Origin of the sequence: Ruminococcus sp. HUN007, from assembly GCF_000712055.1 — a bacterium.
Taxonomy (GTDB): Bacteria; Bacillota; Clostridia; order Oscillospirales; family Ruminococcaceae; genus HUN007.
The window spans coordinates 1,226,888-1,249,415 of the sequence record NZ_JOOA01000002.1; the positions used below are offsets into that span (position 1 = coordinate 1,226,888).

27 protein-coding genes and 1 pseudogene are annotated in these 22,528 nt (G+C 42.2%); 1 reads left to right on the forward strand and 27 read right to left on the reverse strand.

What is annotated here, in order from left to right:
* Window positions 1-3: 3 nt before the first annotated feature.
* The 22 genes and pseudogenes from CC97_RS09415 to CC97_RS09515 form a co-directional block, all read right to left on the reverse strand.
* Window positions 4-1,464: a hypothetical protein gene (locus tag CC97_RS09415; RefSeq protein ID WP_156036856.1), complete on the reverse strand. Its 1,461-nt coding sequence runs from the start codon at window positions 1,462-1,464 to the stop codon at window positions 4-6.
* A 49-nt stretch (window positions 1,465-1,513) separates the two neighbouring features.
* Window positions 1,514-2,239 carry a hypothetical protein gene (locus CC97_RS09420; protein ID WP_049962807.1) on the reverse strand — a complete coding sequence of 242 codons (726 nt, stop codon included), beginning with the start codon at window positions 2,237-2,239 and terminating at the stop codon, window positions 1,514-1,516.
* Between the two features lie 37 nt (window positions 2,240-2,276).
* Window positions 2,277-3,962: a cation diffusion facilitator transporter gene (locus tag CC97_RS09425; protein WP_044974758.1), complete on the reverse strand. Its 1,686-nt coding sequence runs from the start codon at window positions 3,960-3,962 to the stop codon at window positions 2,277-2,279.
* A gap of 119 nt (window positions 3,963-4,081) precedes the next feature.
* Window positions 4,082-4,291 carry a transposon-transfer assisting family protein gene (locus tag CC97_RS09430; protein WP_044974759.1) on the reverse strand — a complete coding sequence of 70 codons (210 nt, stop codon included), beginning with the start codon at window positions 4,289-4,291 and terminating at the stop codon, window positions 4,082-4,084.
* On the reverse strand, window positions 4,288-4,572 hold the full coding sequence (locus CC97_RS21320; RefSeq protein WP_278245354.1) for a DUF4316 domain-containing protein: 285 nt from the start codon (window positions 4,570-4,572) through the stop codon (window positions 4,288-4,290). Before CC97_RS21320 ends, CC97_RS09430 begins: the two co-directional genes overlap by 4 nt.
* Window positions 4,558-4,800: pseudogene (locus tag CC97_RS21325) on the reverse strand (YodL domain-containing protein); the annotation flags it as partial. The pseudogene CC97_RS21325 and the gene CC97_RS21320, both read right to left, overlap by 15 nt.
* A 65-nt stretch (window positions 4,801-4,865) precedes the next feature.
* Complete coding sequence (locus CC97_RS18825) at window positions 4,866-5,390, reverse strand: Fic family protein (RefSeq protein ID WP_242848163.1); 525 nt, start codon at window positions 5,388-5,390, stop codon at window positions 4,866-4,868.
* A gap of 390 nt (window positions 5,391-5,780) precedes the next feature.
* The gene (locus tag CC97_RS09445; RefSeq protein WP_044974761.1) at window positions 5,781-6,698 is read right to left on the reverse strand and encodes a LysR family transcriptional regulator; all 918 of its coding nucleotides are present in this window, start codon (window positions 6,696-6,698) and stop codon (window positions 5,781-5,783) included.
* Between the two features lie 166 nt (window positions 6,699-6,864).
* Entirely contained in the window at window positions 6,865-7,275 is a 411-nt protein-coding gene (locus tag CC97_RS09450; protein WP_044974762.1) for a M67 family metallopeptidase, read from the reverse strand.
* Window positions 7,272-8,084, reverse strand: coding sequence for a molybdopterin-synthase adenylyltransferase MoeB (moeB, locus tag CC97_RS09455; protein ID WP_044974763.1), 813 nt, complete (start codon window positions 8,082-8,084; stop codon window positions 7,272-7,274). The genes CC97_RS09450 and moeB (CC97_RS09455) overlap by 4 nt, the downstream gene beginning before the upstream one ends.
* Complete coding sequence (gene thiS / locus CC97_RS09460; protein WP_044974764.1) at window positions 8,084-8,290, reverse strand: sulfur carrier protein ThiS; 207 nt, start codon at window positions 8,288-8,290, stop codon at window positions 8,084-8,086. The genes moeB (CC97_RS09455) and thiS overlap by 1 nt, the downstream gene beginning before the upstream one ends.
* A 16-nt stretch (window positions 8,291-8,306) precedes the next feature.
* A complete protein-coding gene (locus CC97_RS09465; protein WP_044974765.1) occupies window positions 8,307-8,624 on the reverse strand; it encodes a thioredoxin domain-containing protein in 318 nt (105 codons plus the stop codon).
* 2 nt (window positions 8,625-8,626) lie between these two features.
* Window positions 8,627-8,872, reverse strand: coding sequence for a sulfurtransferase TusA family protein (locus CC97_RS09470; RefSeq protein ID WP_044974766.1), 246 nt, complete (start codon window positions 8,870-8,872; stop codon window positions 8,627-8,629).
* 31 nt (window positions 8,873-8,903) lie between these two features.
* Entirely contained in the window at window positions 8,904-10,127 is a 1,224-nt protein-coding gene (locus CC97_RS09475; RefSeq protein WP_044974767.1) for an aminotransferase class I/II-fold pyridoxal phosphate-dependent enzyme, read from the reverse strand.
* A 127-nt stretch (window positions 10,128-10,254) separates the two neighbouring features.
* A complete protein-coding gene (locus CC97_RS09480) occupies window positions 10,255-11,850 on the reverse strand; it encodes a cysteine desulfurase (protein ID WP_044974768.1) in 1,596 nt (531 codons plus the stop codon).
* A complete protein-coding gene (locus CC97_RS09485; RefSeq protein ID WP_044974769.1) occupies window positions 11,837-12,790 on the reverse strand; it encodes a family 2A encapsulin nanocompartment shell protein in 954 nt (317 codons plus the stop codon). The genes CC97_RS09480 and CC97_RS09485 overlap by 14 nt, the downstream gene beginning before the upstream one ends.
* 93 nt (window positions 12,791-12,883) lie before the next feature.
* Window positions 12,884-14,341: a molybdopterin-synthase adenylyltransferase MoeB gene (gene moeB, locus CC97_RS21330; protein WP_081850062.1), complete on the reverse strand. Its 1,458-nt coding sequence runs from the start codon at window positions 14,339-14,341 to the stop codon at window positions 12,884-12,886.
* 191 nt (window positions 14,342-14,532) lie between these two features.
* On the reverse strand, window positions 14,533-15,477 hold the full coding sequence (locus tag CC97_RS09495) for a serine acetyltransferase (RefSeq protein ID WP_044974770.1): 945 nt from the start codon (window positions 15,475-15,477) through the stop codon (window positions 14,533-14,535).
* 23 nt (window positions 15,478-15,500) lie between these two features.
* Window positions 15,501-16,394, reverse strand: a complete 894-nt coding sequence (locus tag CC97_RS09500; RefSeq protein ID WP_044974771.1) for a thiamine pyrophosphate-dependent enzyme — start codon at window positions 16,392-16,394, stop codon at window positions 15,501-15,503.
* Window positions 16,387-17,553, reverse strand: a complete 1,167-nt coding sequence (locus tag CC97_RS09505; protein WP_044974772.1) for a transketolase C-terminal domain-containing protein — start codon at window positions 17,551-17,553, stop codon at window positions 16,387-16,389. The genes CC97_RS09500 and CC97_RS09505 overlap by 8 nt, the downstream gene beginning before the upstream one ends.
* Complete coding sequence (locus CC97_RS09510) at window positions 17,550-17,843, reverse strand: 4Fe-4S binding protein (protein WP_044974773.1); 294 nt, start codon at window positions 17,841-17,843, stop codon at window positions 17,550-17,552. Before CC97_RS09510 ends, CC97_RS09505 begins: the two co-directional genes overlap by 4 nt.
* Complete coding sequence (locus CC97_RS09515) at window positions 17,840-18,355, reverse strand: 2-oxoacid:acceptor oxidoreductase family protein (protein ID WP_044974774.1); 516 nt, start codon at window positions 18,353-18,355, stop codon at window positions 17,840-17,842. The genes CC97_RS09510 and CC97_RS09515 overlap by 4 nt, the downstream gene beginning before the upstream one ends.
* Window positions 18,356-18,626: 271 nt before the next feature.
* On the opposite strand from CC97_RS09515, the gene CC97_RS09520 reads away from it, so the two are divergent.
* Complete coding sequence (locus tag CC97_RS09520) at window positions 18,627-19,040, forward strand: hypothetical protein (protein WP_044974775.1); 414 nt, start codon at window positions 18,627-18,629, stop codon at window positions 19,038-19,040.
* Window positions 19,041-19,219: 179 nt separating this feature from the next.
* On the opposite strand, the gene CC97_RS09525 is transcribed toward CC97_RS09520, so the two are convergent.
* The 5 genes from CC97_RS09525 to CC97_RS09540 form a co-directional block, all read right to left on the reverse strand.
* Window positions 19,220-19,963, reverse strand: a complete 744-nt coding sequence (locus CC97_RS09525; protein ID WP_044974776.1) for a C39 family peptidase — start codon at window positions 19,961-19,963, stop codon at window positions 19,220-19,222.
* 19 nt (window positions 19,964-19,982) lie between these two features.
* Window positions 19,983-20,450: a GNAT family N-acetyltransferase gene (locus tag CC97_RS09530; protein WP_044974777.1), complete on the reverse strand. Its 468-nt coding sequence runs from the start codon at window positions 20,448-20,450 to the stop codon at window positions 19,983-19,985.
* 37 nt (window positions 20,451-20,487) lie between these two features.
* Window positions 20,488-20,823: a GNAT family N-acetyltransferase gene (locus tag CC97_RS09535; protein WP_044974778.1), complete on the reverse strand. Its 336-nt coding sequence runs from the start codon at window positions 20,821-20,823 to the stop codon at window positions 20,488-20,490.
* On the reverse strand, window positions 20,820-20,987 hold the full coding sequence (locus CC97_RS20145; RefSeq protein WP_156036858.1) for a hypothetical protein: 168 nt from the start codon (window positions 20,985-20,987) through the stop codon (window positions 20,820-20,822). Before CC97_RS20145 ends, CC97_RS09535 begins: the two co-directional genes overlap by 4 nt.
* A gap of 245 nt (window positions 20,988-21,232) precedes the next feature.
* Entirely contained in the window at window positions 21,233-22,513 is a 1,281-nt protein-coding gene (locus CC97_RS09540; protein ID WP_044974779.1) for an aminotransferase class I/II-fold pyridoxal phosphate-dependent enzyme, read from the reverse strand.
* Window positions 22,514-22,528 lie beyond the last annotated feature (15 nt).

The following is a 22,528-nucleotide window of genomic DNA, read 5'->3' on the forward strand; positions in this document are numbered from 1 at the left end:
CGATCACCTCATTATTATCCATAATAGTTCACCTATTACTCCTGCTAAAGCTATAGATGCAATTGAAATCGAAATCACAAGTTTTCTCGAAAAAACATTTTTATATTCGCTCAATTCTTTCTGAAGATTCTCTATTCGCTGTTCATATTCAGTCATTCTTAAGTTTTGTGAGGAAATATCGTTTTGTAATTGTGATATTACTCCGCTATTTCTTTCGATAATTTCCCATGATTCGTCAATATCATTTAAATGCTTCTGATTTGATAGTTCAGCTATAAACGCTGTTGCTTCACTGATTTCCTCGCTATGTTCATCAAGCTGCTTGTTTATGCCATTGATTGATTCTGAATTTTGATGAACGGCTTTTTTTACTTCAGTGATTTCTTTCTCGTTATTTAAAGCTTTTTCCCATGATTCATCGATATCATTTAAATGCTTCTGATTTGATAGTTCAGCTATAAATGCAGTTGCTTCACTGATTTCCTTGCTGTGTTCATCAAGCTGCTTGTTTATGCCATTGATTGATTCTGAATTTTGATGAACGGCTTTTTTTACTTCAGTGATTTCTTTCTCGTTATTTAAAGCTTTTTCCCATGATTCATCGATATCATTTAAATGCTTCTGATTTGATAGTTCAGCTATAAATGCAGTTGCTTCACTGATTTCCTTGCTGTGTTCATCAAGCTGCTTGTTTATGCCATTGATTGATTCTGAATTTTGATGAACAGCTTTTTTTACTTCAGTGGTTTCTTTCTCGTTATTTAAAGCTTTTTTCCAGGTTCCATCGATATCATTTAAATGCTTCTGATTTAATAGTTCAGCTATAAACGCTGTTGATTTACTGATTTCCTCGCTGTGTTCATCAAGCTGCTTGTTTATGCCATTGATTGATTCTGAATTTTGATGAACGGCTTTTTTTACTTCAGTGATTTCTTTCTCGTTATTTAAAGCTTTTTCCCATGATTCATCGATATCATTTAAATGCTTCTGATTTGATAGTTCAGCTATAAATGCAGTTGCTTCACTGATTTCCTCGCTGTGTTCATCAAGCTGCTTGTTTATGCCATTGATTGATTCTGAATTTTGATGAACGGCTTTTTTTACTTCAGTGATTTCTTTCTCGTTATTTAAAGCTTTTTCCCATGATTCATCGATATCATTTAAATGCTTCTGATTTGATAGTTCAGCTATAAATGCAGTTGCTTCACTGATTTCCTCGCTGTGTTCATCAAGCTGCTTGTTTATGCCATTGATTGATTCTGAATTTTGATGAACAGCTTTTTTTACTTCAGTGGTTTCTTTCTCGTTATTTAAAGCTTTTTTCCAGGTTCCATCGATATCATTTAAATGCTTCTGATTAGATAGCTCAGCTATAAACGCAGTTACTTCACTGATTTCCTTGCTGTTTTTATCAAGAGACTTAATTATCAAATCAGTATTATTACGCAATTCTTTTTTGAGCAAATCGATGTTTTTAAGATTATTATTTACCTGATTCCAGGTTTTATCAATATCATATAAATGTATCTGTTTTTTTTAGGTTATCGATAAAGCTAAAAATTTTTAATATAGACTCATTATTTTTTTTAACATCATAAACTAATGAATTTACCAGGACTGTATGTTCTTTTGCTTCTACGTCGATCAACCGAATATTTTCATTTATTATTTCTATGTCTTGAACTAATTCTTTTATATTTAACTCTAATTTCAATATATCTTCTTGAATGTTTGTCAGTTTTATTCCAAAACCGGATATTTTACCCCATGTCTCATCGATATCTTCAAGATGTACTATGTTTTCAAGTTTTTCTTTGTGTTTTTTCAAAACAGCTATTATTTTCTTTTGTTCTTCTACAGTTTTTTTCAAGCCATTTTGTGTACATTTAATCTCTTCAGCATTTTTCTCTGCAGCCTTAATTCCAAGAATAATCCCCGAAAGATATTCTTGATCTAAGTATTCAAAAGTTTGATATACATTATTAAATTCTTTTATTATAGATATATCATTACTATTGAGAAACGTTAAATATTTCTGAACTGCTTCGGTTACTTTATTCAATTCATATCCGGTTACTCGATGATTACCTAAATTTAAAAAGCCACCTTCGGTATCAACCTTTGGAAAATCAATTTTTAAATCTGTCTTTTGAGAAAAAGCCTTGAGCTGATTTTTAGCATTATCAAAATTATGTTTTGATAAATTGATATTGAAATCATATGGTGCAGGACTATTCATATTGCATATCCTCCAATAACCCAAAAAGAACAAGTGATTAATTTAACAAATTTTCAAGATCTTGATCCATACTATCAAAATCCTTTTGAATATCATTATTAGTTTCATCATTAAATATTTTATTACTTGCATCTTTTATAATTTCTGACGCATAAGCATGGTTCTGTTTAATATTATTTAAACTACGCTCTTTATTATTTACCATTTTGTATTTGTTTATCGCTATTATTTCAGTTTGATTGTTTAAAATATTATTACCTTTATTGATAATCTGTGAGTCAAGTTCATTTATTTTCTTTTTGTTAATAAGTTTTTGGATTTTCTTTATAACGATAGCGCCTATTATGCCGGCAACAACAGCACCTAAGAAAATTCCAAGAATATTAGCCAAGCTACCAAGTAAAGGAATTTCAAATGCAAAAAATGCACCCACCCCAGGTATAGCAATTAAAGCTTTTTCAATTACTTCTCCTAAAACTATAGCACCAGCTGCAGTGATTCCTGCGATAATAATTTTTCCAACTTCAAGTAATAATAGTCCTACAGACTTATTCTTATTAGCCGGATCTTTAATATAAGCAATCGCTTCCTTTAAAGATCTCCAGCCTTGTTTGATTAATGTGATAGCCTTACGAATTGTTGTGACAATTGGACCAAATATAGCTGATGCAACAGTAGTTACAGTCGCATCCAACGCTCCAATCAAACTGTTTTTTAAATTCTTCACAAAAGAAGTAATGGCTTCTTTTATGCTTGAAATTAGTGTTTTTAGTTTTTTATTGGTCGATTTAAACCATGAAACAAGTTTAGATATTATCTCTTTAACAAGATCAGCAAGCAACCGCATTAAAACAGTTCTTACAGCTTTCCCTCCTATTCTTTTAGCTTCTGCTCGCTGAGACTTTTTTCCGGCTTCTACTGATCGCTTTTCTGCCTCTTTCTTTAACCTTTCATATTCTTCACGTGCTTCGGCATCTCTTTTTCGTAATTCTTCCTCATCAATATTAAATCTTTCTGCCGGTTTTTTCCCATCTCTTTCCGAATCGAGCCAATCAGACATTTTACTATCGCCTTTAGATTGATTGGCTGCAGCATCTAATTTGCCTAAATTTTTTTCACTATTTGCAAATGCTATTTGTTCTTCAGTTGTCATATGAGCTGCTGCTTCAGGATCTCTAATTATTTCTCCAACTGGAAGAGTATGATCATTATGAACAGTAGCACTTCCGTTTTCACGATTTTTATCATATGCCTCACGAGCGTTAGGTTTAAGTACTGCTTTTTCTTCTCCTGTTATACGATCTTTTTTTGTTTTTATAGAGCCATCTTCGTTTTTTTGAAATTTATCTTGCCATTCATCATATCTTTCCTGATAATTAATCTCTGTGTTATGCGTTGCTATTTTTCCGTTGGCAAAATTTTCGGTTGTCTGAATATGGGCTTCATTTCGTAAATCTAAAGTTAGACCATTATTTTCTTTAATAAAATCAGCACCAGCAGTCGCTGCCATTTGGTTAATGAACTGTTCCCATACAACCTCTTTTACAATCTGTCCTAAACTATTTGGATCAGTAATTTTTTCTTTTTCTTTTTCAAGAAAAGAAAGTTCAGATAAATCTTCTTCTATCTGATTATTTAGTTGTTCTTCAAGGTCATCTAAATCTATTGATTCATCATCAATTTCTTCGTATTCATCATTTAATAATGCATTTTCGTTAGCCATATTCAGCACCCTTTCGAATTATGCGTTAGTGATAAAAAAACAAGAATTATTTGATATAATTATATCATAATTACTATAGAATTGCAATATGTATCCGCCCTTTTTTCAGGGCGTGAGGATTACTCCTCAAAAGTTTCATCAAAACTGATCTCGTTATAGGCCTCCTCGGTCATGCGTTCAAGCTTGCTGAGGAGGCTTTCTCCTATCTTGATCATGTCGTAGTTACCGATAAACGGGATGATCTTGCGAACATTTCTTATGCTGTCCTCCCGGCAGTCGCCTTTGAAGATACAGAGAAAGTTCATTTCTTCTACAGTAAAATCCATCATATTTCCATTTCTTTCTGCTTCTTAGCTTCCTTGTTTTCAGGTTTTTTCATATCTATGGCCTTATGGAGAAAACTGCGGATCGAACGTTTTTCGTCGGTTGCTTTTTCTGATTTCTTTTCAATCTTTGCGCTTCTGACTTCCTTTTCGGCAATATTATCTGGCGGAAGGTTGTTGATCAGACCATCGAATGAATTATCGTTCTGTTCGACCGCATCTTCGATAGCTTTCAGCGGATTGTCACGTACTATCTGACCGAACTGAGGCAGTTCCTTAAATCCGATACTGTCAACGAAATGTGCTGATATCTGTCCGTCCTTCTTTACTGCAACAACGTCACTGACACTGAGAGAATGTCCTTCAAAATCCTTCGGACAATGCATGTTGAACTTTTCAAAAACAGATTCAAGGAATGCCGGCATACTTCTGATTCCGACGAGATTTACTTTGCAGCTGTAAACAAGATCATAGTTGTTTCTGTCCACGGTTTTACCCATCTTTTCAAGATGAGAATCTCCCTGAAAGCAGCATCAACATTTGCATGCTGCCTCAGGGAGAGAAAGAACCGTTATCGGTTTTATTCATAAATTGAAATATATTTCTGATTTCTGCTATTCGGCTTATCTGGTATTGTTCTCACTATTTTTCCTTGTTCGCAAAGAGGTTTTAAATACTTACGAACTGTTTTCTTATCTTTATAGCCAAGCATATCCGCAATTTCAAGAACTGAATGCGGCTCTTTACAAAACGCTATAATTCTGCTTTCTATACTGCCACTTTCATCTTGGGGATTAACTAGGGGAATAACTGGGGGAATGGCTGAAGAAATTCCCCCAGTCGAATTCCATAAGTTAAGTCGTTCAAACGGAATCGTCACCGATATTGCGTTGTCTTTAAACTGAAACACTTCTTCGCCGTATACCGCAGTAATTCTCGGAACTCCTCGTCCGCTTTTCTCACTTATATGAAGCTGAAGCAGTATTTCCGAAAGCTTCTGATTAACCGGGATTGACACACCACTGAAGAAACCTTCTTTTGTCTGATTCGGAGGCAGTGTTCCAAGAGATACAATCTCTATGCGATCTTCGTATGCCGTAAACATAGGAGCATCACCATTCGCCCACATATTATGAACAAATGCATTGATAACCGCTTCATGGAATGCGTCTTTGTCACGTTCAAGTGTATCGTAAATAACCTTCCACTGATCAAATGTTAATATAAAATTGTGGGGGCTGGTGAAGGAAAGAGAGTGCAGAGAGAAAACCTTAGGCGGGGGAGAAACGCCGTGCTTTTGCGGGCTTTTATCGTTCTCCCCCGGCCTATGGTTGTCTCTTTGCTTAAACCTATGGAAATTCACATTATTTCGTAATGCTACCGGCTGCGATGCAGCCGGTATTTAATAGCACATCCTCTTCAGAGGATGTACCTTTTATACGCAGAAAGGCTCCCGGAATACTTTCACTCCGGGAGCTTTCTTACATGTACTGAATTACTCTTCTATACCAAGATACTTCTTCAGTTCTTCAATATAGATCTCAGCCATTTCGCTAAGGATTACGTTTTTGAGAGTTATATACCCTATCTCCATTGCCTCTTCAGTAGTTTCATCTTCAAACGGAACGGCGATATAGTCAGAGCCGTTCAGTTCCTCGCAGATGATGCCGGAGCAGAGAGTGTAGCCGTTAAGGCCGATCATCAGGTTGAGCATCGTCGCACGGTCGTTTGCCTTGATCACACGCTGATAGTCATTGGTACTTAAGATTTCCTCGGCAAAGTAGAAGGAACTGTTGTCACCCTGTTCAAATGACAGACACGGATAATCTGCAAGTTCATCAAAGGTGATCTTTTCCTGACCTGCAAGCGGATGTCCCTTCCACAGATAAACGTATGCAGCGCACTTTGTAAGCGGATGGAACACTATTCCGTTTGAATGCAGAAGTTTGGTAAGCGATTTTCTGTTGAAATCGTTGAGATAGATGATGCCTATCTCGCTGCGGAAGCCTGCAACGTCGCTTATTATCTCGGCTGTCTTGGTCTCACGTACTGCAAATTCATATTCTGCCGTATCGAACTTCTTGACCATTTCAACGAAGGCCTTTACAGCAAACGAATAGTGCTGTGTTGACACGCCGAATTTCTTCTTTACCGCACCTTTCGTGCTGTACTTTTCGGAAAGAATCTCGAACTGACCTACTACCTGGCGTGCGTACTGGATAAACTCCGAACCGTCATTGGTAAGAGTGACACCGCGGCCGGTCCTGTTGAAGATCTTGATGCCTATTTCCTTTTCGAGTTCCTGTACTGATGAAGTAAGTGAAGGCTGTGAAACATAGAGCTGTTCCGAAGCCTTGTTCATTGATCCGGTAGCCGAGATCACAAGAATATATCTAAGCTGCTGTAAAGTCATAGCGTTACCTCTTTATCATGGTGTTTTAAGGGGTGTTCCTATAGCCTAAAATTCCTATAGAAACACTATGATTATACCATCTGACGGCAATATTGTCAATAGCGGGTTTAAAGGAAACAACAGTATACCGCAGTCATTCCATGCAGGCGGAAATGCACCTTTTTCATCACTGATCTATTATAAGTTCTTCCTTATAAGCAGTGTCACCTTCTATGTGAAAGGAGTTAAGCACCGGCTCATCGTCCATAAGTGAAAGAATAAGATAACTTGCACTGCTGTCGAAGGCAAGTCTTTTGTCTTCATCGGAAGGACGTGAAGGAGAAACCGGATGTGAATGCCAGTTTCCCAGCGGAACAAGTCCTTCGGCTCTCATATCCTTTACAGCAGCAAGCTGTTCTTTCGGATCAAGAGTAAAGTGCTCTTCAGCATGATCTGTATTCGTAAGAATATAAACTTTTTTTATTATCCTGTCCTCGCCGGAGATCTCACCTGCTATAAGTCCGCAGGCTTCGACCGGAGCTTCCTTTTTAGCATGTTCAACTATTCTGTCGTAATCACTCTTTTTAAGTTTTATCATAGTCCTGTACCGTCACATTCTGCCTGTTCGTAATCGATGAGCTCAGTAATAGTCGGATGGTCTCCGCACACTGCACAGTCATGAGTGTCAGACGGCAGCTTTACCTTGCGGAACTGCATCTTAAGTGCATCATAGGTAAGGAGATAACCTGTAAGAAGATCGCCGACACCGATAATGTACTTAACTGCTTCCATCGCCTGCAGGCTTCCTATAACACCGGCCATTGCGCCGATGACACCAGCCTGTTTGCATGTAGGAACAGCGTCCTTCGGCGGTGGTTCCTTAAATACGCAGCGGTAGCACGGTCCCTTACCCGGAACATAGGTCATGAGCTGACCCTGGAAACGGATGATACCAGCATGTGAGAACGGCTTCTTCGCCATAACGCATGCGTCGTTTATAAGGAACTTTGCAGGAAAGTTATCCGTTGCATCAATAACAAAATCGTAATCCTTTATAATATCGAGAATATTTTCACTTGTAATGAACTCGTGATATGTGTTTACCTTCACGTCAGGGTTCATAGCTTCCATTGTCTCTCTTGCAGAATCTACCTTCGGTACACCTAAATCCTTTGTCTGGTGTATGATCTGTCTCTGAAGATTGGAAAGATCAACTTCATCAGCATCTGCAATACCGATAGTACCAACACCGGCTGCCGCAAGATACATTGCCACCGGAGCACCAAGACCGCCGGCACCGATTATCATGACCTTTGCGTTAAGAAGTTTCTTCTGTCCCTTTGCTCCGACTTCCTTAAGGATTATGTGTCTTGAGTAGCGTTCGATCTGCTCATTCGTAAAGCCCATTATCTGCCGCCTCCCATGAAATACAGGAATTCGACATTGTCTCCGTCCTTGAGAACAGTTTCCTCAAACTGACCGCTCTTAACAAAATCATCGTTTACAGTAACAGTAACATACTGCGGTGTTTCCACTTTTTCATCGGTTACAAGCTGTGAAACGGTAAGACCGTCGTTTACTTCCTTTTTTACTCCTGCAACAGTTATTGTCATTTATATCTGCTCCTTTTTACTTTATTTTATCTGTAAGAGATACTATCTCATCTTTGCTTACCGCACCTTTGAGACGTGATACTTCATCGCCTTTGTTCAGAAGGAGCAGTGTCGGTGTTGCTTCAATGTTATACTTTACGGCCAGTTCCTCATCAAAGTTTACGTTGACCTTTACTATTTTCAGCCTGTCAGCATATTCACTTTCAAGTTTGCTTAGTACAAGTGCGATCTTTTTGCACGGAACGCAGCTGTCAGAGAAAAAATCCACAAGTACCGGTATTTCTGATGAAAGCACTTCTGCATCAAAATTTTCTTTATTTACTCTTGCCGGCATTATCAGTCACCGACTTTCTGAATTATCAGTTCAAATGTACCGTCACCGTTGTCTGTCAGGCTAAGTACCTTATGACCTTCCTCCCTGACACTTCTCGGCACATTCTGCACCGGTTCACCGTCATTGAGTTTTACTGACAGTATATCACCGTCATCAAGTTCCTCAAGAGCGACCTTCGTCTTTACAAAGGTTATCGGGCATGTTACATCTGTAATATCAATAGAATCTGTTATATTAAAATCAGCCATTGTTAATTCCTTTCATGTTATATCCGGTCTGTTAATTTTCTGCAGCCTGTCTGAAATCTTCTATAAGGTCATCGATGTCTTCAATGCCCACGCTGATACGTATGGTGTCGTCATATACTCCTGCACTTACGCACTGTTCCTCAGTATTATGAGTATAGATAGTGCTCGCCGGATGTATCACAAGTGTGCGTACATCTCCTATGTTGGTGGCAATGGATGCAAATTTAATACTGTCCATCAGCTTAAAGGCCTTTTCCTTGCTTCCGGCTCTTATAGTCACTATAGCTCCGCCTTTACCGGAAAGCTCTTTCTGTACCAGATCATAGTAAGGAGATGAAGGAAGTCCGGGATAGTTCACTTCTATATTATACAGTGAATCGAAAAATTCGGCAAGCTTAAGTGCATTTTCACAGCTGCGTTCCATTCTTAAGCCCAGTGTATCGAGTCCCACAATATTCATAAACGCATTCATCGGTGCAAGGCAGCTTCCTGTATTACGCCATATTCCGTTTCTGAGTTTTGAAAGAAACGCAAAAGGTCCGAATTTAAGATATGACTCAAACCCCGGATATCTTTCCTTTGTCCATTTAAAGTTACCGCTGTCGACTATAATGCCGCTTATGGCATTTCCGCCGCCGTTTATGTACTTGGAAGATGAGTGAACAACTATGTCCGCACCGTGTTTTATCGGATTTACAAGATAAGGTGTTGCTGTTGTACTGTCAACTATAAGGGGGATACCGTTTTCCCTGCAGGCTTCCGAAACACGGTCAAGATCGACGATATCCAGTTTCGGATTCCCAATGAGTTCTGTAAAAACCGCTCTGGTATTTTCCGTTACCGCTTCGCTCACTGTTTCATAAGTGATAGACTCAAGAAAGCGTGCTGTTATGCCGAATGCCTTCAGATCATCAAACAGATCGATCGTTCCTCCGAAAAGTCCCGTGCTTACTATGACTTCGTCTCCTGACTTCAGAATATTAAGGAGGACCGCTGTAATAGCTGCCATTCCCGATGAACACGCTACTGCACCAAGACCGCCTTCCAGTCTGGCTATTCTGTTTTCAAAAGCACTTACAGTCGGATTTCCCACTCTTGAATAGGAAAAACCTGCAGCCCTGTTATTGAACACCTTTTCAAGCTGCTCTGCTGAATCATATGCAAAGGCACTTACCTGATAAACCGGAGGGAGAGTTGAACCCTGATCGCTGCCGTTCTGTGACGTGCCATGAAGCAGAGATGTATTAAATTTCATTTTTCCACCACGCTTTTCTGAAAGAATAATTAAAACAATGTACAGGACGGCATAGAAAAAGCCATCCTGTACAGTACATGAAATCTACTGTGAAATGATTTAGGTGCGCTTTCACCTGAAATTCCATTTACGCAAGGGTTCTTATACCCTGCACAAGTCTGTCAATGTCACCGAATGAATTGTAAAGTGCAAGTGTAGGACGTACCGTTCCTTCAAGTCCGAAATGACGCAATATAGGCTGTGCACAGTGATGACCTGTACGTACTGCTATTCCGAGTTCGTTAAGTCTCTGACCTACTGCTTCATTATCAACTCCGTCGAGTACAAATGAAAGTACACTTGCCTTGTTTGTGGCCGTACCGATAAGGTGAAGACCGTTTATCTTCTGCATTTCCTTCATTGCGTAAACAAGAAGTTCGTGCTCGTGGCGGTTTACCTCCGCCATGCCTATTGAATTGAGATATTCAAGGGCGGCACCAAGACCTACAGCATCAGCTATGCTTCCTGTTCCTGCTTCAAACTTGTTCGGAGCCGGATTGTAGATGGTGCGTTCAAAAGTAACGTCCTTTATCATGTTGCCGCCGCCGTGATACGGTCTTGCAGCTTCAAGAACGTCTGACTTTCCGTAAACCGCACCGATACCTGTCGGTGCAAAGATCTTGTGTCCCGAGAATACGAAGAAGTCTGTATCGAGTGCTGTAACGTTTACCGGAATGTGTGCCACGGACTGTGCACCGTCAATGAGTGTGCGTACTCCGTGTGCATGTGCGATCGCAACAATCTCCTCGATAGGTGTTACAGTACCGAGTGCGTTTGAAACGTGTGTTGCTGAAACGAATTTCGTTCTGTTTGTAAAGAGCTTTTCGTACTCGGAAATAATAAGCTGACCGGTCCTGTCAACAGGGACAACCTTTATAACAGCTCCTGTTTCCTCGCAGACAAGCTGCCACGGAACGATGTTTGCATGATGTTCGAGCATTGTGAGAATGATCTCATCGCCCGGCTTGAGCAGAGGCTTTACATATGCGTTAGCCACAAGGTTTATCGCCTCGGTAGTGCCTCTTACAAAAACGATATTGTCCTTTGAAGGAGCACCGAGGAAATCTGCAGTTATCTGTCTTGCATTTTCGTATGCATCAGTTGAACGTGCAGCAAGCTCGTGGGCACCTCTGTGAACATTTGAGTTTTCGTGTTCATAGTAGTAAGTAAGTCTGTCGATGACCTGCTTCGGACGCTGTGTTGTTGCGCCGTTGTCAAGCCACACAAGATCATTGCCGTTTATTTTTTCACTTAGTATAGGGAAATCATTTCTTATCTGAGCGAGTGTCTTGGTTCCGACTATGATACTGCTGTTTTCCCTTGACTGCGGCACTTCCTTTGCCACCGCACCGGAAGCCTGCTTCGGAACATAAGTATCTGCCTGGCCCTGTGAAAGAACAACAGGAGCGTATCCGCCGCCCCCACCATTATACTCGTTTGCGATCTGTTCGAATTCTGAAATACTTCCGTAACTGGAAAAAGCGTTTTCTGCATATGAGGCGTAGTTTACACCGCCACCGTATGAAGCTGCCTTTGATGCCGCATAGTTTAATATGGAAGTATCTCCTGCAGCGAGACCTTCAAGACCTGAAGCACAGACTTCAGGCTCAAAGTCAGGGAAAAGGGAACCTGCGAGATTCTCAAGCTCAGTCTCGGAAGGGATTCCGTAATTAGTCGTAGTCATAGTATTCACCTACCTCGACATCTTCAAGAACAGCGATAGCGTCGTCTGCAAGAATAGCTGCCGAGCAGTAGAGTGAAAGCAGATAGGAAGCAACACCCTTATCATCTATGCCTCTGAAACGAACTGAAAGACCTCTTGACTGTTCGTTCTTAAGATTACGCTGGAAAAGACCGATAACGCCTCTCTTTGCTTCACCTGTACGAACGAGAAGAATGTTTGTCTTGCCGCTCTTGCTCTTTGGATTCTTAAGTCCGTCAACAAGGAGCTTGTCTGTAGGAATGATCGGAATACCGCGCCATGCAATGAATGTACCGCCTGCAATGTTTACAGTAACCGGAGGAACGCCTCTCTTTGTGCATTCTCTTTCAAAAGCTGCGATAGCTCTCGGGTGAGCAAGGAAGAATGAAGGATCCTTCCATACCTTTGTGATGAGTTCGTCGAGATCATCAGGTGTAGGTGCACCGTTTCTTGTCTGGATTCTCTGTGAATCAGCAACGTTCTTTAAAAGACCGTAGTCATCGTTGTTGATGAGCTGGCTTTCCTGACGCTCACGAAGGCTTTCGATGGCAAGGTCAAGCTGTTCCTTTACCTGATCGTATGGTGAGCTGTAAACGTCAGCAATCGCTGTATTTACATTGATTATTGTTGAAATGGAAGCGAGCTGGTGTTCTCTCGGGTTTTCTTCGTATTCGATGTAACCCTGAGGGATGATGTCTGACTTCTTTTCAACGCTGCAGAGAACGTCAAGCGGAGTCTCGCCTTCCTTTACCCTGTTTATTCTGTAAATACCGGAATCAAGGCCTTTGAATTCGAGAACCTTGGTAACCCACTTAGGAGTAAGAGCACCATACTGTGGTCTTGTCTTGTTTACGTCAGCAAGATTATATGCTGCCTTTTTGCCAAGAGCAACTATTGAGTCATTTTTTACTTCTTTAGACATAACGTCTACCTCCTGATAAATAATAATTATTTATGGAAACACTGATCAGCGTTTCCTTATAATAAAGAGTTTTACCCCGTTCTCTTTACCATATCAGTAAACCGGAAAGTCCTTATCAACTTCCCTTGCCCATGCATTGGTGCCGCCTTTGAGATTATAAAGCGGACCTGTGTAGCCTGCTTCACGCAGAGTATTCACAGCAAGAATGCTGCGCTTTCCTTCCTTGCAGACAAAAACAGTATCGACCGAAGTGTCAAGTTCGTTCTGTCTTCTTTCAAGCTGACCGATCGGGATCACCTTTGCATCCGGAAACTTCGCTATGGCTCTTTCATGAGGCTCGCGCACATCGATGATAGTTATCTTTTCTCCTTCATCGATACGGCGCTTCAGTTCCTTCGGCTCAATGCCTTCAACTTCCGCTTCTTCCTCACGCTGTTTGGTGATACCGCAGAAGTCTTCGTAGTCAAATTCCTCTATTTCAGTAATGGTCTTCTTTTTGCCGCATACCGGACAGCTGTCATTTTTATGTATTTTCAGCTCACGCCATTTAAGGTTCCAGGCATCGAAGCTTACTACCCTGCCGATGAGGTTCTTTCCTCCGCCTACTATGAGCTTTATTACTTCATTTGCCTGAAGAGTGCCTATAACGCCGGGAAGCACTCCGACTACACCGCCCATAGCACATGAGGGAACAAGTCCTGCCGGAGGCGGTGCCGGATACATACATCTGAAGCAGGGACCCTCTTTTGCATAATAGACCGAGACCTGCCCTTCAAACTGATACATGGCACCGAACACATCAGGTTTTCCCAGAAGTGCACATGCATCGCTTACAAGATAACGCGTGGGATAGTTGTCCGAAGCATCTGCCACAACGTCATATTCTGAAATGATCTCCTCTGCATTTTCGGCAGTCAGACGCTTGTTGTAGATCTCAACCTTTACAAAGGGATTTATCTGCTTTATGCTGTCCTTTGCCGATGCAACCTTCGGTCTGCCTATGTCTCTTGTTCCGTGGATGACCTGACGCTGAAGATTTGATTCCTCAACTTCATCGTCATCAATTATTCCGATAGTTCCGACACCTGCTGCCGCCAGATACTGAGCAAGCGGCGTGCCGAGTCCTCCGGCTCCGACTATAAGCACCTTTGCAGCCTTAAGTCTTTTCTGGCCTTTTACTCCAATCTCCTGCAGAAGAAGATGGCGGCTGTAACGGTTTATCTCATCGTTTGTCAGCTTTTCGCCATTCCGGTCACCGAGAACACTTTCGTTTCCGGAACCGCCGGCGATCGCCGGAATGAGGATGATCTCGTCATGGTCTTTAACTTCTGTATCAAATCCGTCAAGATCTCTTATACTTTCATCATTCACAAAAATATTGACAAATGAACGGAGTTTTCCTTCTTCATCGAAAAGTGCTTTTTTTGTATCCGGATATTCTTCTGACAAAAGAGTAAGCACTTCGCCTACTGTTTTTCCTTCAAGTTCTATTTCAGACCTGTGCTCTGTAAAAAGCCTCAGAGTCGTTGGTATCACAACTGTTACAGCCATAAAATAATTCCTGCCTTTTTTAAAACCTGTCATTCAGATCTTTTTTATATATATTATATGTATAAAATTCGATGAATCCATTATAGCATATATCACAAATAGAATCAATATCAATTTAATCTCAAATTATTATTACAAGATATAGATATTCCCTATAACCGTGTCATCAATTCATTCCTGTTATAGGTTTTTCATATAATATAAAACCACGCAGCTTCATTTTCAACGTCAACACGTTCGACCGGCTTTGAAGCATCATAGTTATACCTTAGCTCCTGGTTCTTGACACTTACCTTGGCTCCTTCCGGAATTGAACGCGTTATGAAAGCGTTGCCGCCTATGACAACATCTTTTCCGATCACGGTGTCGCCTCCGAGAATAGACGCGCCGGAATATATAGTAACATTGTCTTCGATAGTCGGATGTCTTCTTTTGTTTTTCAGTGCCTGTCCGCCTCGTGTTGAGAGAGCACCGAGTGTAACACCCTGGTAGATCTTCACGTTATTTCCGATAACGGTCGTTTCACCTATGACTATACCTGTACCGTGATCAATGAAAAAGTATTTTCCGATCGTAGCACCGGGATGAATGTCGATACCGGTCACGCTGTGTGCATATTCAGTCATCATGCGCGGAATTACCGGAACACCCAGAAGGAACAGCTCGTGTGCTATCCTGTTTACAAGAACAGCGTACAGTCCCGGATAGGAATAAATGATCTCATCTTCGCTGAACGCAGCCGGGTCACCGTCATAGGCTGCCTGAACATCGGTTTCAATGTATTCTTTTATTTTCGGAAGCTTTTTAATGAACTCCAGTGCGATGTTTTCAGCTTTTTCCGTAATATCCTCATCCGTGCTTTCATCGCCGTCGAAAACTATGGTCATCTGCTTGGTAAGCTTGTAGATGACATCTTCAATAAGCATGGAAAGATTGTTCCGGAGCGTGTAGACCTTGATCGATCTGTTCCTGAAATATCCCGGAAATATGATCTTGCGAAGGCTTGTAAGAATATCAACTATGGCTTCCCTGTCCGGATGATTGAATATTTTGACTTCCTCAGACGTCCTTTTCTTTTCATAATCATCAAGCAGCAGGCCGACAATGTCATTTACACTTTCTTCAATATAGTTCAAATTTAATTCTCCTTCCGCTTAAATTATACGATGAAATTCTTTTCAATAAACTTCCACTTTTCATCCCTTGAATCAGTTATCACCTTAATATCATCTTCGGTAAGATGTCTGAAACGTCCCTGTCTCTTCAGATAAGCTTCAGCAGATGTGAATTCCTTCGGTCTGTGTGTCAGTCTGTATTCACCGTTTTCATATTCGGCAAGATACCAGAGACCGCTGTCCACAACTTCCTTTGCGATCTCAACTGTTTCATCAACAGAAATGCCCCAGCCGGTAGGACACGGAGCTATTACATGAATGTACTTTGTCCCCTGGATCTGCGATGCCTTCTGAACCTTGGCTATGAAATCACCTATATATCCCACACTTGCTGTGGCAGCGTAAGGGATGCCGTGAGCCGCAACTATCTCGAACATATTTTTCTTCGGTCTTATGTTTCCGTGAACATTTGCTCCTGCCGGAGTCGTAGTCGTCCTTGCGCCGAACGGTGTCAGACCGCTTTTCTGGATGCCGGTGTTCATGTAGGCTTCGTTGTCGTAGCAGATGTAGATAATATTGTCGTTACGGTCTATTGCTCCGGAAAGCGCCTGAATACCGATGTCGGCAGTACCGCCGTCACCTGCAAATCCTACTGCTGTAAAGTCTTTATAGCCCTTTGCACGGAGTCCCGCCTCGATACCTGTAAGCATGGAAGCAGTTCCTGCGAAGGTTGATATTATGGAATTGTTTGAGAAGCAGAGCTGCGGAAAATTGAAGCCTACTGCGGACATACAGCCTGCCGGAAGAACTGAAACTGCATTTTTGCCGAGTACCTTAAGGGCAGCCCTTACCGCAAGACTTCCCCCGCATCCGGCACATGCCTTGTGTCCGTAAAAATATTCTTCCCTTGAAATGCTGTCTGCGACCTTATTAGCCATTGTTTCCGTCTCCTATCCCGATAAAGTTTACTCTGTCCGTGCCTTTTATTATGCTTTTAAATATGGTTTCAATATCAGACGCTGAAATGTTTCTTCCGCCGAGTCCGCCGATGAAGTTATATCCTTCTGCCTTTCCGTTTTCCTTTTTAACAGCGGAATTTACGTTTGTGAAAACCGTGCCCTCGTTTCCGAAGCTGATATCCTTTTCGAGAACTGCATATGCCTTTACCCTGCTGAGAGCTTCTGCTATCTCTTCATTCGGGAAAGGTCTCATGTAGCGTATGCGCACAACACCTGCACGTATTCCCTGCTCACGGAGCCTGTCAGCTGTTTTGCGGCACAGTCCGGCTATACTTCCGAGAGTAACGATAATATAGTCTGCATCATCAGTCAGATAGTTTTCGGTAAGCCCGGTGTATCTGCGTCCGAATATTTTCTCAAATTCATCTTCAGTCTCCTTAATAACATCCGAAGCTGCAAGCATTCCCTCATGCGCCCTGTACTTGAAGATGTAGTTCGTTTCCGGACCTGCTGAAAAGGCCATATTCTTAGGGCTGTCAAAATCGATGCGGTTGTCAGTCTCGTAAGCAGGAAGGAAACGGTCAGCCTGTTCTTCCGTCGGGATATCAACCTTTTCATAGGTGTGAGTGAGAACGAATCCGTCCAGATTAGCCATGTACGGAGTAGAAACACGCTTGTCCTCAGCTATTCTGTAGCTCATAAGTGCAAGGTCAAGTGCCTCCTGTGCGTTTTCAGCGTATGACTGTATCCAGCCGCTGTCGAGCTGTGAAAGGCTGTCACGCTGGTCACCGTAGATATTCCACGGAAGCGCTGTGGAACGGTCAGCGTTCATCATAACTATCGGGAAACGTCCGCCCGAAGCGTAGTAGAGACATTCCGCCATATAGAGCAGTCCCTGTGAGGATGTAGCTGTAAATGCTCTTGCACCTGCGGCACTTGCTCCCATGGCGCATGACAGAGCTGAATGCTCCGATTCAACATGAACGTACTCTGACTTCAGGCTTCCGTTTTCCACCATCTCGGAAAGACGTTCAACAACTATGGTCTGCGGTGTTATAGGATAGGCCGAGATCACCTCCGGACGCGCAAGTCTTATGCCCTCGGCAAATGCCTCATTTCCTGAAAGAAATTTTTTCATTTACGCTCCGCCTCCGTTTCTATCGCGCCCGGTCTGCATATCTTCACACAGATACCGCAGCCCTTGCAGAAATCATAGTCGATCACTGCTTTACCATTCTGTATTGAAATAACCCCGTCCGGACAGTAAAGATAGCACTGCTCGCAGCCGACACATTTTTCAGTGTGAACAACAGGTCTTATGCTCCTCCATCCGCTGTTTACCGTAACAAGATATCCCGCTTCAAAACATGTGTTTTCCGGAACGTCGTCAAATCCGAACACCTTTTTCTCTCTGATATACGGTTTCATTCAGATACCTCCTGCAAGGCCTTCAGAAGTGCACCGGCATTGCGCTCCGCGATCTTCGCCGGCATGTATCCCCTTACTGCCTTCTCCGCTTCATCAGGTGTGACAACGCCTGAAATACCGGCAAGCAGACCGAGCATGACTGTATTTACCACAGGCAGTTTAAACTCTGCCGCAATGCTTTCAGCGTCAAATGCGTGAGCACCTTCTATGTCATTCTTTGAATTTACAATTATTTTTCCGCCCTCTTTAAGTTCATTCCTAAGTAAAGGACTGTATAATGTTTCGTCAAGCACAACTATATAATCCGCCTTTTCGGTCTGACTTCTGTCTGCCACCGGTTCACTGTCGAGCTTTGTGAACGCCCTTACGGGTGCACCTCTTCTTTCCGGACCGAAAGACGGAAAAGCGAGAGCGTATTTGTCATCATCTGATATTGTGTAAGCCGCACCGAGCAGTCTTGCTGCAGTAAATGCTCCCTCACCGCCGCGTCCGAGCCAGAGTATCTCTTTCATAAGCATATCTCTCCTATCGTATTAGTGTGTTTTAATTATACACTTATTCTCAGATGGTGTCTAATATCAATAGCCTATCATCAGTTATAGCAAATATTTATAAGCATACACGGATGTATAGACGTACGGAACCGGAGCACTGCCCTGAGCTGATGTATGATCCGCATCCGGAGAGTTACGGTATATTTCACATAATTCAGTAGACAAATAGCTGATTATGTGGTATAATTTAAATAACATGGTCGTAATAAAACAACGGAGGAATACATTTATGTTCAAGAAAAATTTCACTGAAGATGATATTAAAGAGCTTATCAACGAAAGCCTTGAAGAGACGATCAAAAAGCAGGCTGACGAGATCGCAGAGCTCAGAAGAATGGTAAAGCACCAGTCCGGAGAGATCTATGAACTCAGAAAAAAGGTATACGAAGAAGGCGCAGATATTAACCTTGATCTTACAGAAGAAAAGTTAAGCGACCTTTCAAAGAAGATCGCTCAGGAGATCCTTGCTGAGCCTGAAGAGGAAACATTCAAGCGTGCAAAGCCGTTCGTTGACGAAAACGGTGAAATGAACACACCGCTTTCAAGAATGGGTTACGTGATGAGCGAATGTACAACATTCACACAGAAATACGTTTCAAAAATGCTCCGTTTATTATTCGGAAAGAACGAAACAAACGAATGATCATTTCTGCCGGAGCAGTCTCTCCGTAAAAAAAGGAACACATTTCAGTTACGCTGAAGCTGAAATGTGTTCCTTTTTGTTTTATTATCAGTTTTTGCCTTTTACTATTATGACCGCATTGCGTTCTAGCTGCTCATAGCGCGTGCAGACAGCTCCCATGTCAAGTGTAAGAACGCCGTTCATCGGATCGTGTGTACGTACAGTACCTTCATCAGCATCGTAGCCGGTAGGACTACACAGTGTTCGTTTGACGGCCAGATCACCACTTTGCCTTCAGGTGTTCTCCATCTTGATTTGTATTCCGGCTCAACAAGTTCCATTGTTGACCAGATGATAACAGGAACGTCGTGTTCAACGTAATCAAGAAGGTCATCGAATTCAGCACCGGAAAGATTGACCGGTGAAAATGCGCCGCCGCAGTCGTCTATAAACCTCTGAGCGGTCCTGACAATACACGGAGCCATGCATCCGTAGGAAGAATCGCCTTCCGGATCACCTGCAAAAGTATTTCGGAAATCAGGTCCGAAATAGTGCTCATCCTCATCGCATCTTACATCTTCCTTGATAAGATAATTTCTTGCGACATCCACCTTGTCGGCATCCAGACCAAGGTGATTAAGCACCATGGTAAGGGAAGTTACCTCACAGCCTGTAGGAAGCTCCGGCATCTGCCAGAGAAGTTCAAAGCCGTCAATATAATGGCTTCCTGTCTTTTTAATCTTCTCTCTGTTAAGCTTGAAAAGAGTTTCACCTGTTTTGCCTTTTGCCTCAAATTCATCATCTTCAACCGCATTTGCATAGTGAGTAGGTCTGATTCCGTCGTCGGACTGTCTGCTCGAATAGATAAGAAAATATCCGGCTGCAACCGCTGCTGCTCCGCCTATGAGAATGACCGTTAAAAGTATTTTTAAGAATGTTCGCATCAAATGTTCCCCTAACAGATTATAGTTTTTTTTCGCCCATCCAGTACCACAGATTTTCTGCAAATCCAAGCTTTGCGTACCACTCATCAAGAGATGTATAGTTTACGTAAACTTCAGTACATCCCGCTGATTTCATGTATCCTGCTGCAAAGGCTACCATGCCGAGTCCTATGCCTCTGTTTCTTTCCTCAGGCACAACACCGACATATCCTAAAAGTCCGGTTCTGCTGTCTTTCCCCGTAATAATTGTTCCCGCATCAGTATCGGCCATTGCAAAGCCCACAGTCCTGCCTGACAGAACGGCTTTTATAACGGCTGACTTACTGTTGTTTTCATAAAACCTGAGCCACTTCGGCTCAACACGCATTACCGCTTCATACACATCGGAAAGGTCTCCGCCGTTTACAACTGTATAGCTTAACCCCTCCGGAAGAGGTCTGCTCCATGACGAGCTGTCAGAAGGAATGTCCGCGGCATCCAGGACCATGCTGAGCGTTCCGTTAAAGGCTGTATAACCGCGGTTTTCAAAAAAAGCGGTGTGACATGGTATCAATAACAGCGCCCCAGAAAATATCGCGCTCACTTCTCCCGAGAACCGCCCTGTCATATCCGCGGGATCTTATGATCTCCTCTGCTTCCTCAAGAAGTGAGGAACCGATACCTTTTCCCTGATGTTCCGGATGAACGCAGACAAGAAGCACTGTATTTCCGTCAACAGCTGCAAACCCTGTGATCTCACTGCCGCTTTTTCTGACAAGCAGATCAGTCCCTTCAAGTTTTTCCTCCATTACACGGCCGGCTGTTCCGAGCATCGGAAAACATTCGGAAAAAAGTGAAAAGAACTGACTGTCAAATTTCATGAAGTCGTTTTCTCCTTTAAACTTTTTTCATTTCTGTGTCTTAAAGGAGGACGGTTCATTGTTTTTTTCATTTCTGACTTAGCCTGCTTCATGGCAAGAGATTTCTCTATTTTTTCTTCCATGTAACTGAGATCTATATCAGTAGATACATCAAAAGTTTCCATTTTACTCAAACTCCGTTCCCGATAATTCGATAGTTTCAAACCGGTTATAAACTGATGAGCTACCAGATAATGCCGGTCGTTTAACTATGAGGCTACAGACATTCTACCATTTTAATTGAGTTATGTCAACACTAAGCCTGTTTTAAGACAGTGAAAAACGGTGACAGCCGAAGCATATCACCGTTTTACCTGTTATGAGAGAAACGCTGATCAGCGTTTCCTGAGGATACGAATAGCTTTACTGATTATTTTTCAAGAAGCTTTTCTGCTGAAGCAAGTTTTATGCAGATGCAGAAGAGTTCCATTGCCTTTGTGAGTTCCTCAACTGTAGGATATGAAGGAGCGATTCTGATGTTGCTGTCATCAGGATCGTTGCCGTAAGGATAAGTAGCACCGGCACCTGTGAGTACAACGCCTGCTTCCTTACAGAGAGAAACGATTCTCTTTGCACAGCCCTTCATTGCATTGAATGAGATGAAGTAACCGCCTTCAGCATTGTGCCATGAAGCGATACCGAGCGGAGCAATGTTCTTTTCGAGCTGGTCGATAACAACTGCAAACTTAGGAGCAATGATGTTCTTGTGAAGCTTCATGTGGTTCTTAAGTCCTTCAGCGTTCTTAAAGAATCTGATGTGACGGAGCTGGTTGATCTTGTCGAAACCGATAGTGGAAACTCCGAGACCCTTCTTGATGTATTCTACGTTTTCAACGCTTGCTGCTAAAACTGCAACGCCGGCACCAGGGAATGAAACCTTTGATGTTGACATGAATTCGTAAACCATGTTTTCAGTGCCGTTCTTCTTACATTCGTCGAAAATATTGAGTATGCACTTAGGTGAATCTGTGAGATGGTGGATGCAGTAAGCATTGTCCCAGAAAATTCTGAAGTCTTCTGCCTTAGGCTTTAATGCTGCAAATCTCTTTACTACTTCATCTGAGTAGCTTACACCTGTAGGATTTGAGTACTGCGGAACGCACCAGATACCCTTAATTGAAGCATCTTCTGAAACGAGCTTTTCAACCATGTCCATGTCAGGGCCGTTTTCATCTGTAGGGATGTTGATCATTTCGATACCGTAGTACTGTGTGATCCCGAAGTGTCTGTCGTAGCCAGGTACAGGACAGAGGAACTTTACCTTGTCAAGCTTTGACCAAGGTGTGCTTCCGAGAAGTCCGTGTGTCCATGCTCTTGTGATTGTATCGAACATAATTGCGAGGCTTGAGTTGCCGTAAACGATGATGTTTTCAGGCTTTACACCGAGAACATCAGCAAACATCTGCTTTGCTTCCGGAATACCGTCGAGTACGCCGTAGTTTCTGCAGTCAAGTCCCTTTTCTGTTGAAAGTGTATCGTCAGCTGAAAGGACGTTTAACATAGGCATTGTGAGATCAAGCTGTGCCGGAGCCGGCTTGCCTCTTGACATGTCAAGATGAAGATCAAGGCTCTTGAAATCAAGATACTGCTTTTCAGTCTCATTCTTAAATGCTAAAAGCTCTTCATGTGTCATTTCGCTTAATTTTTTCATTAAAGAGTCCTCCCA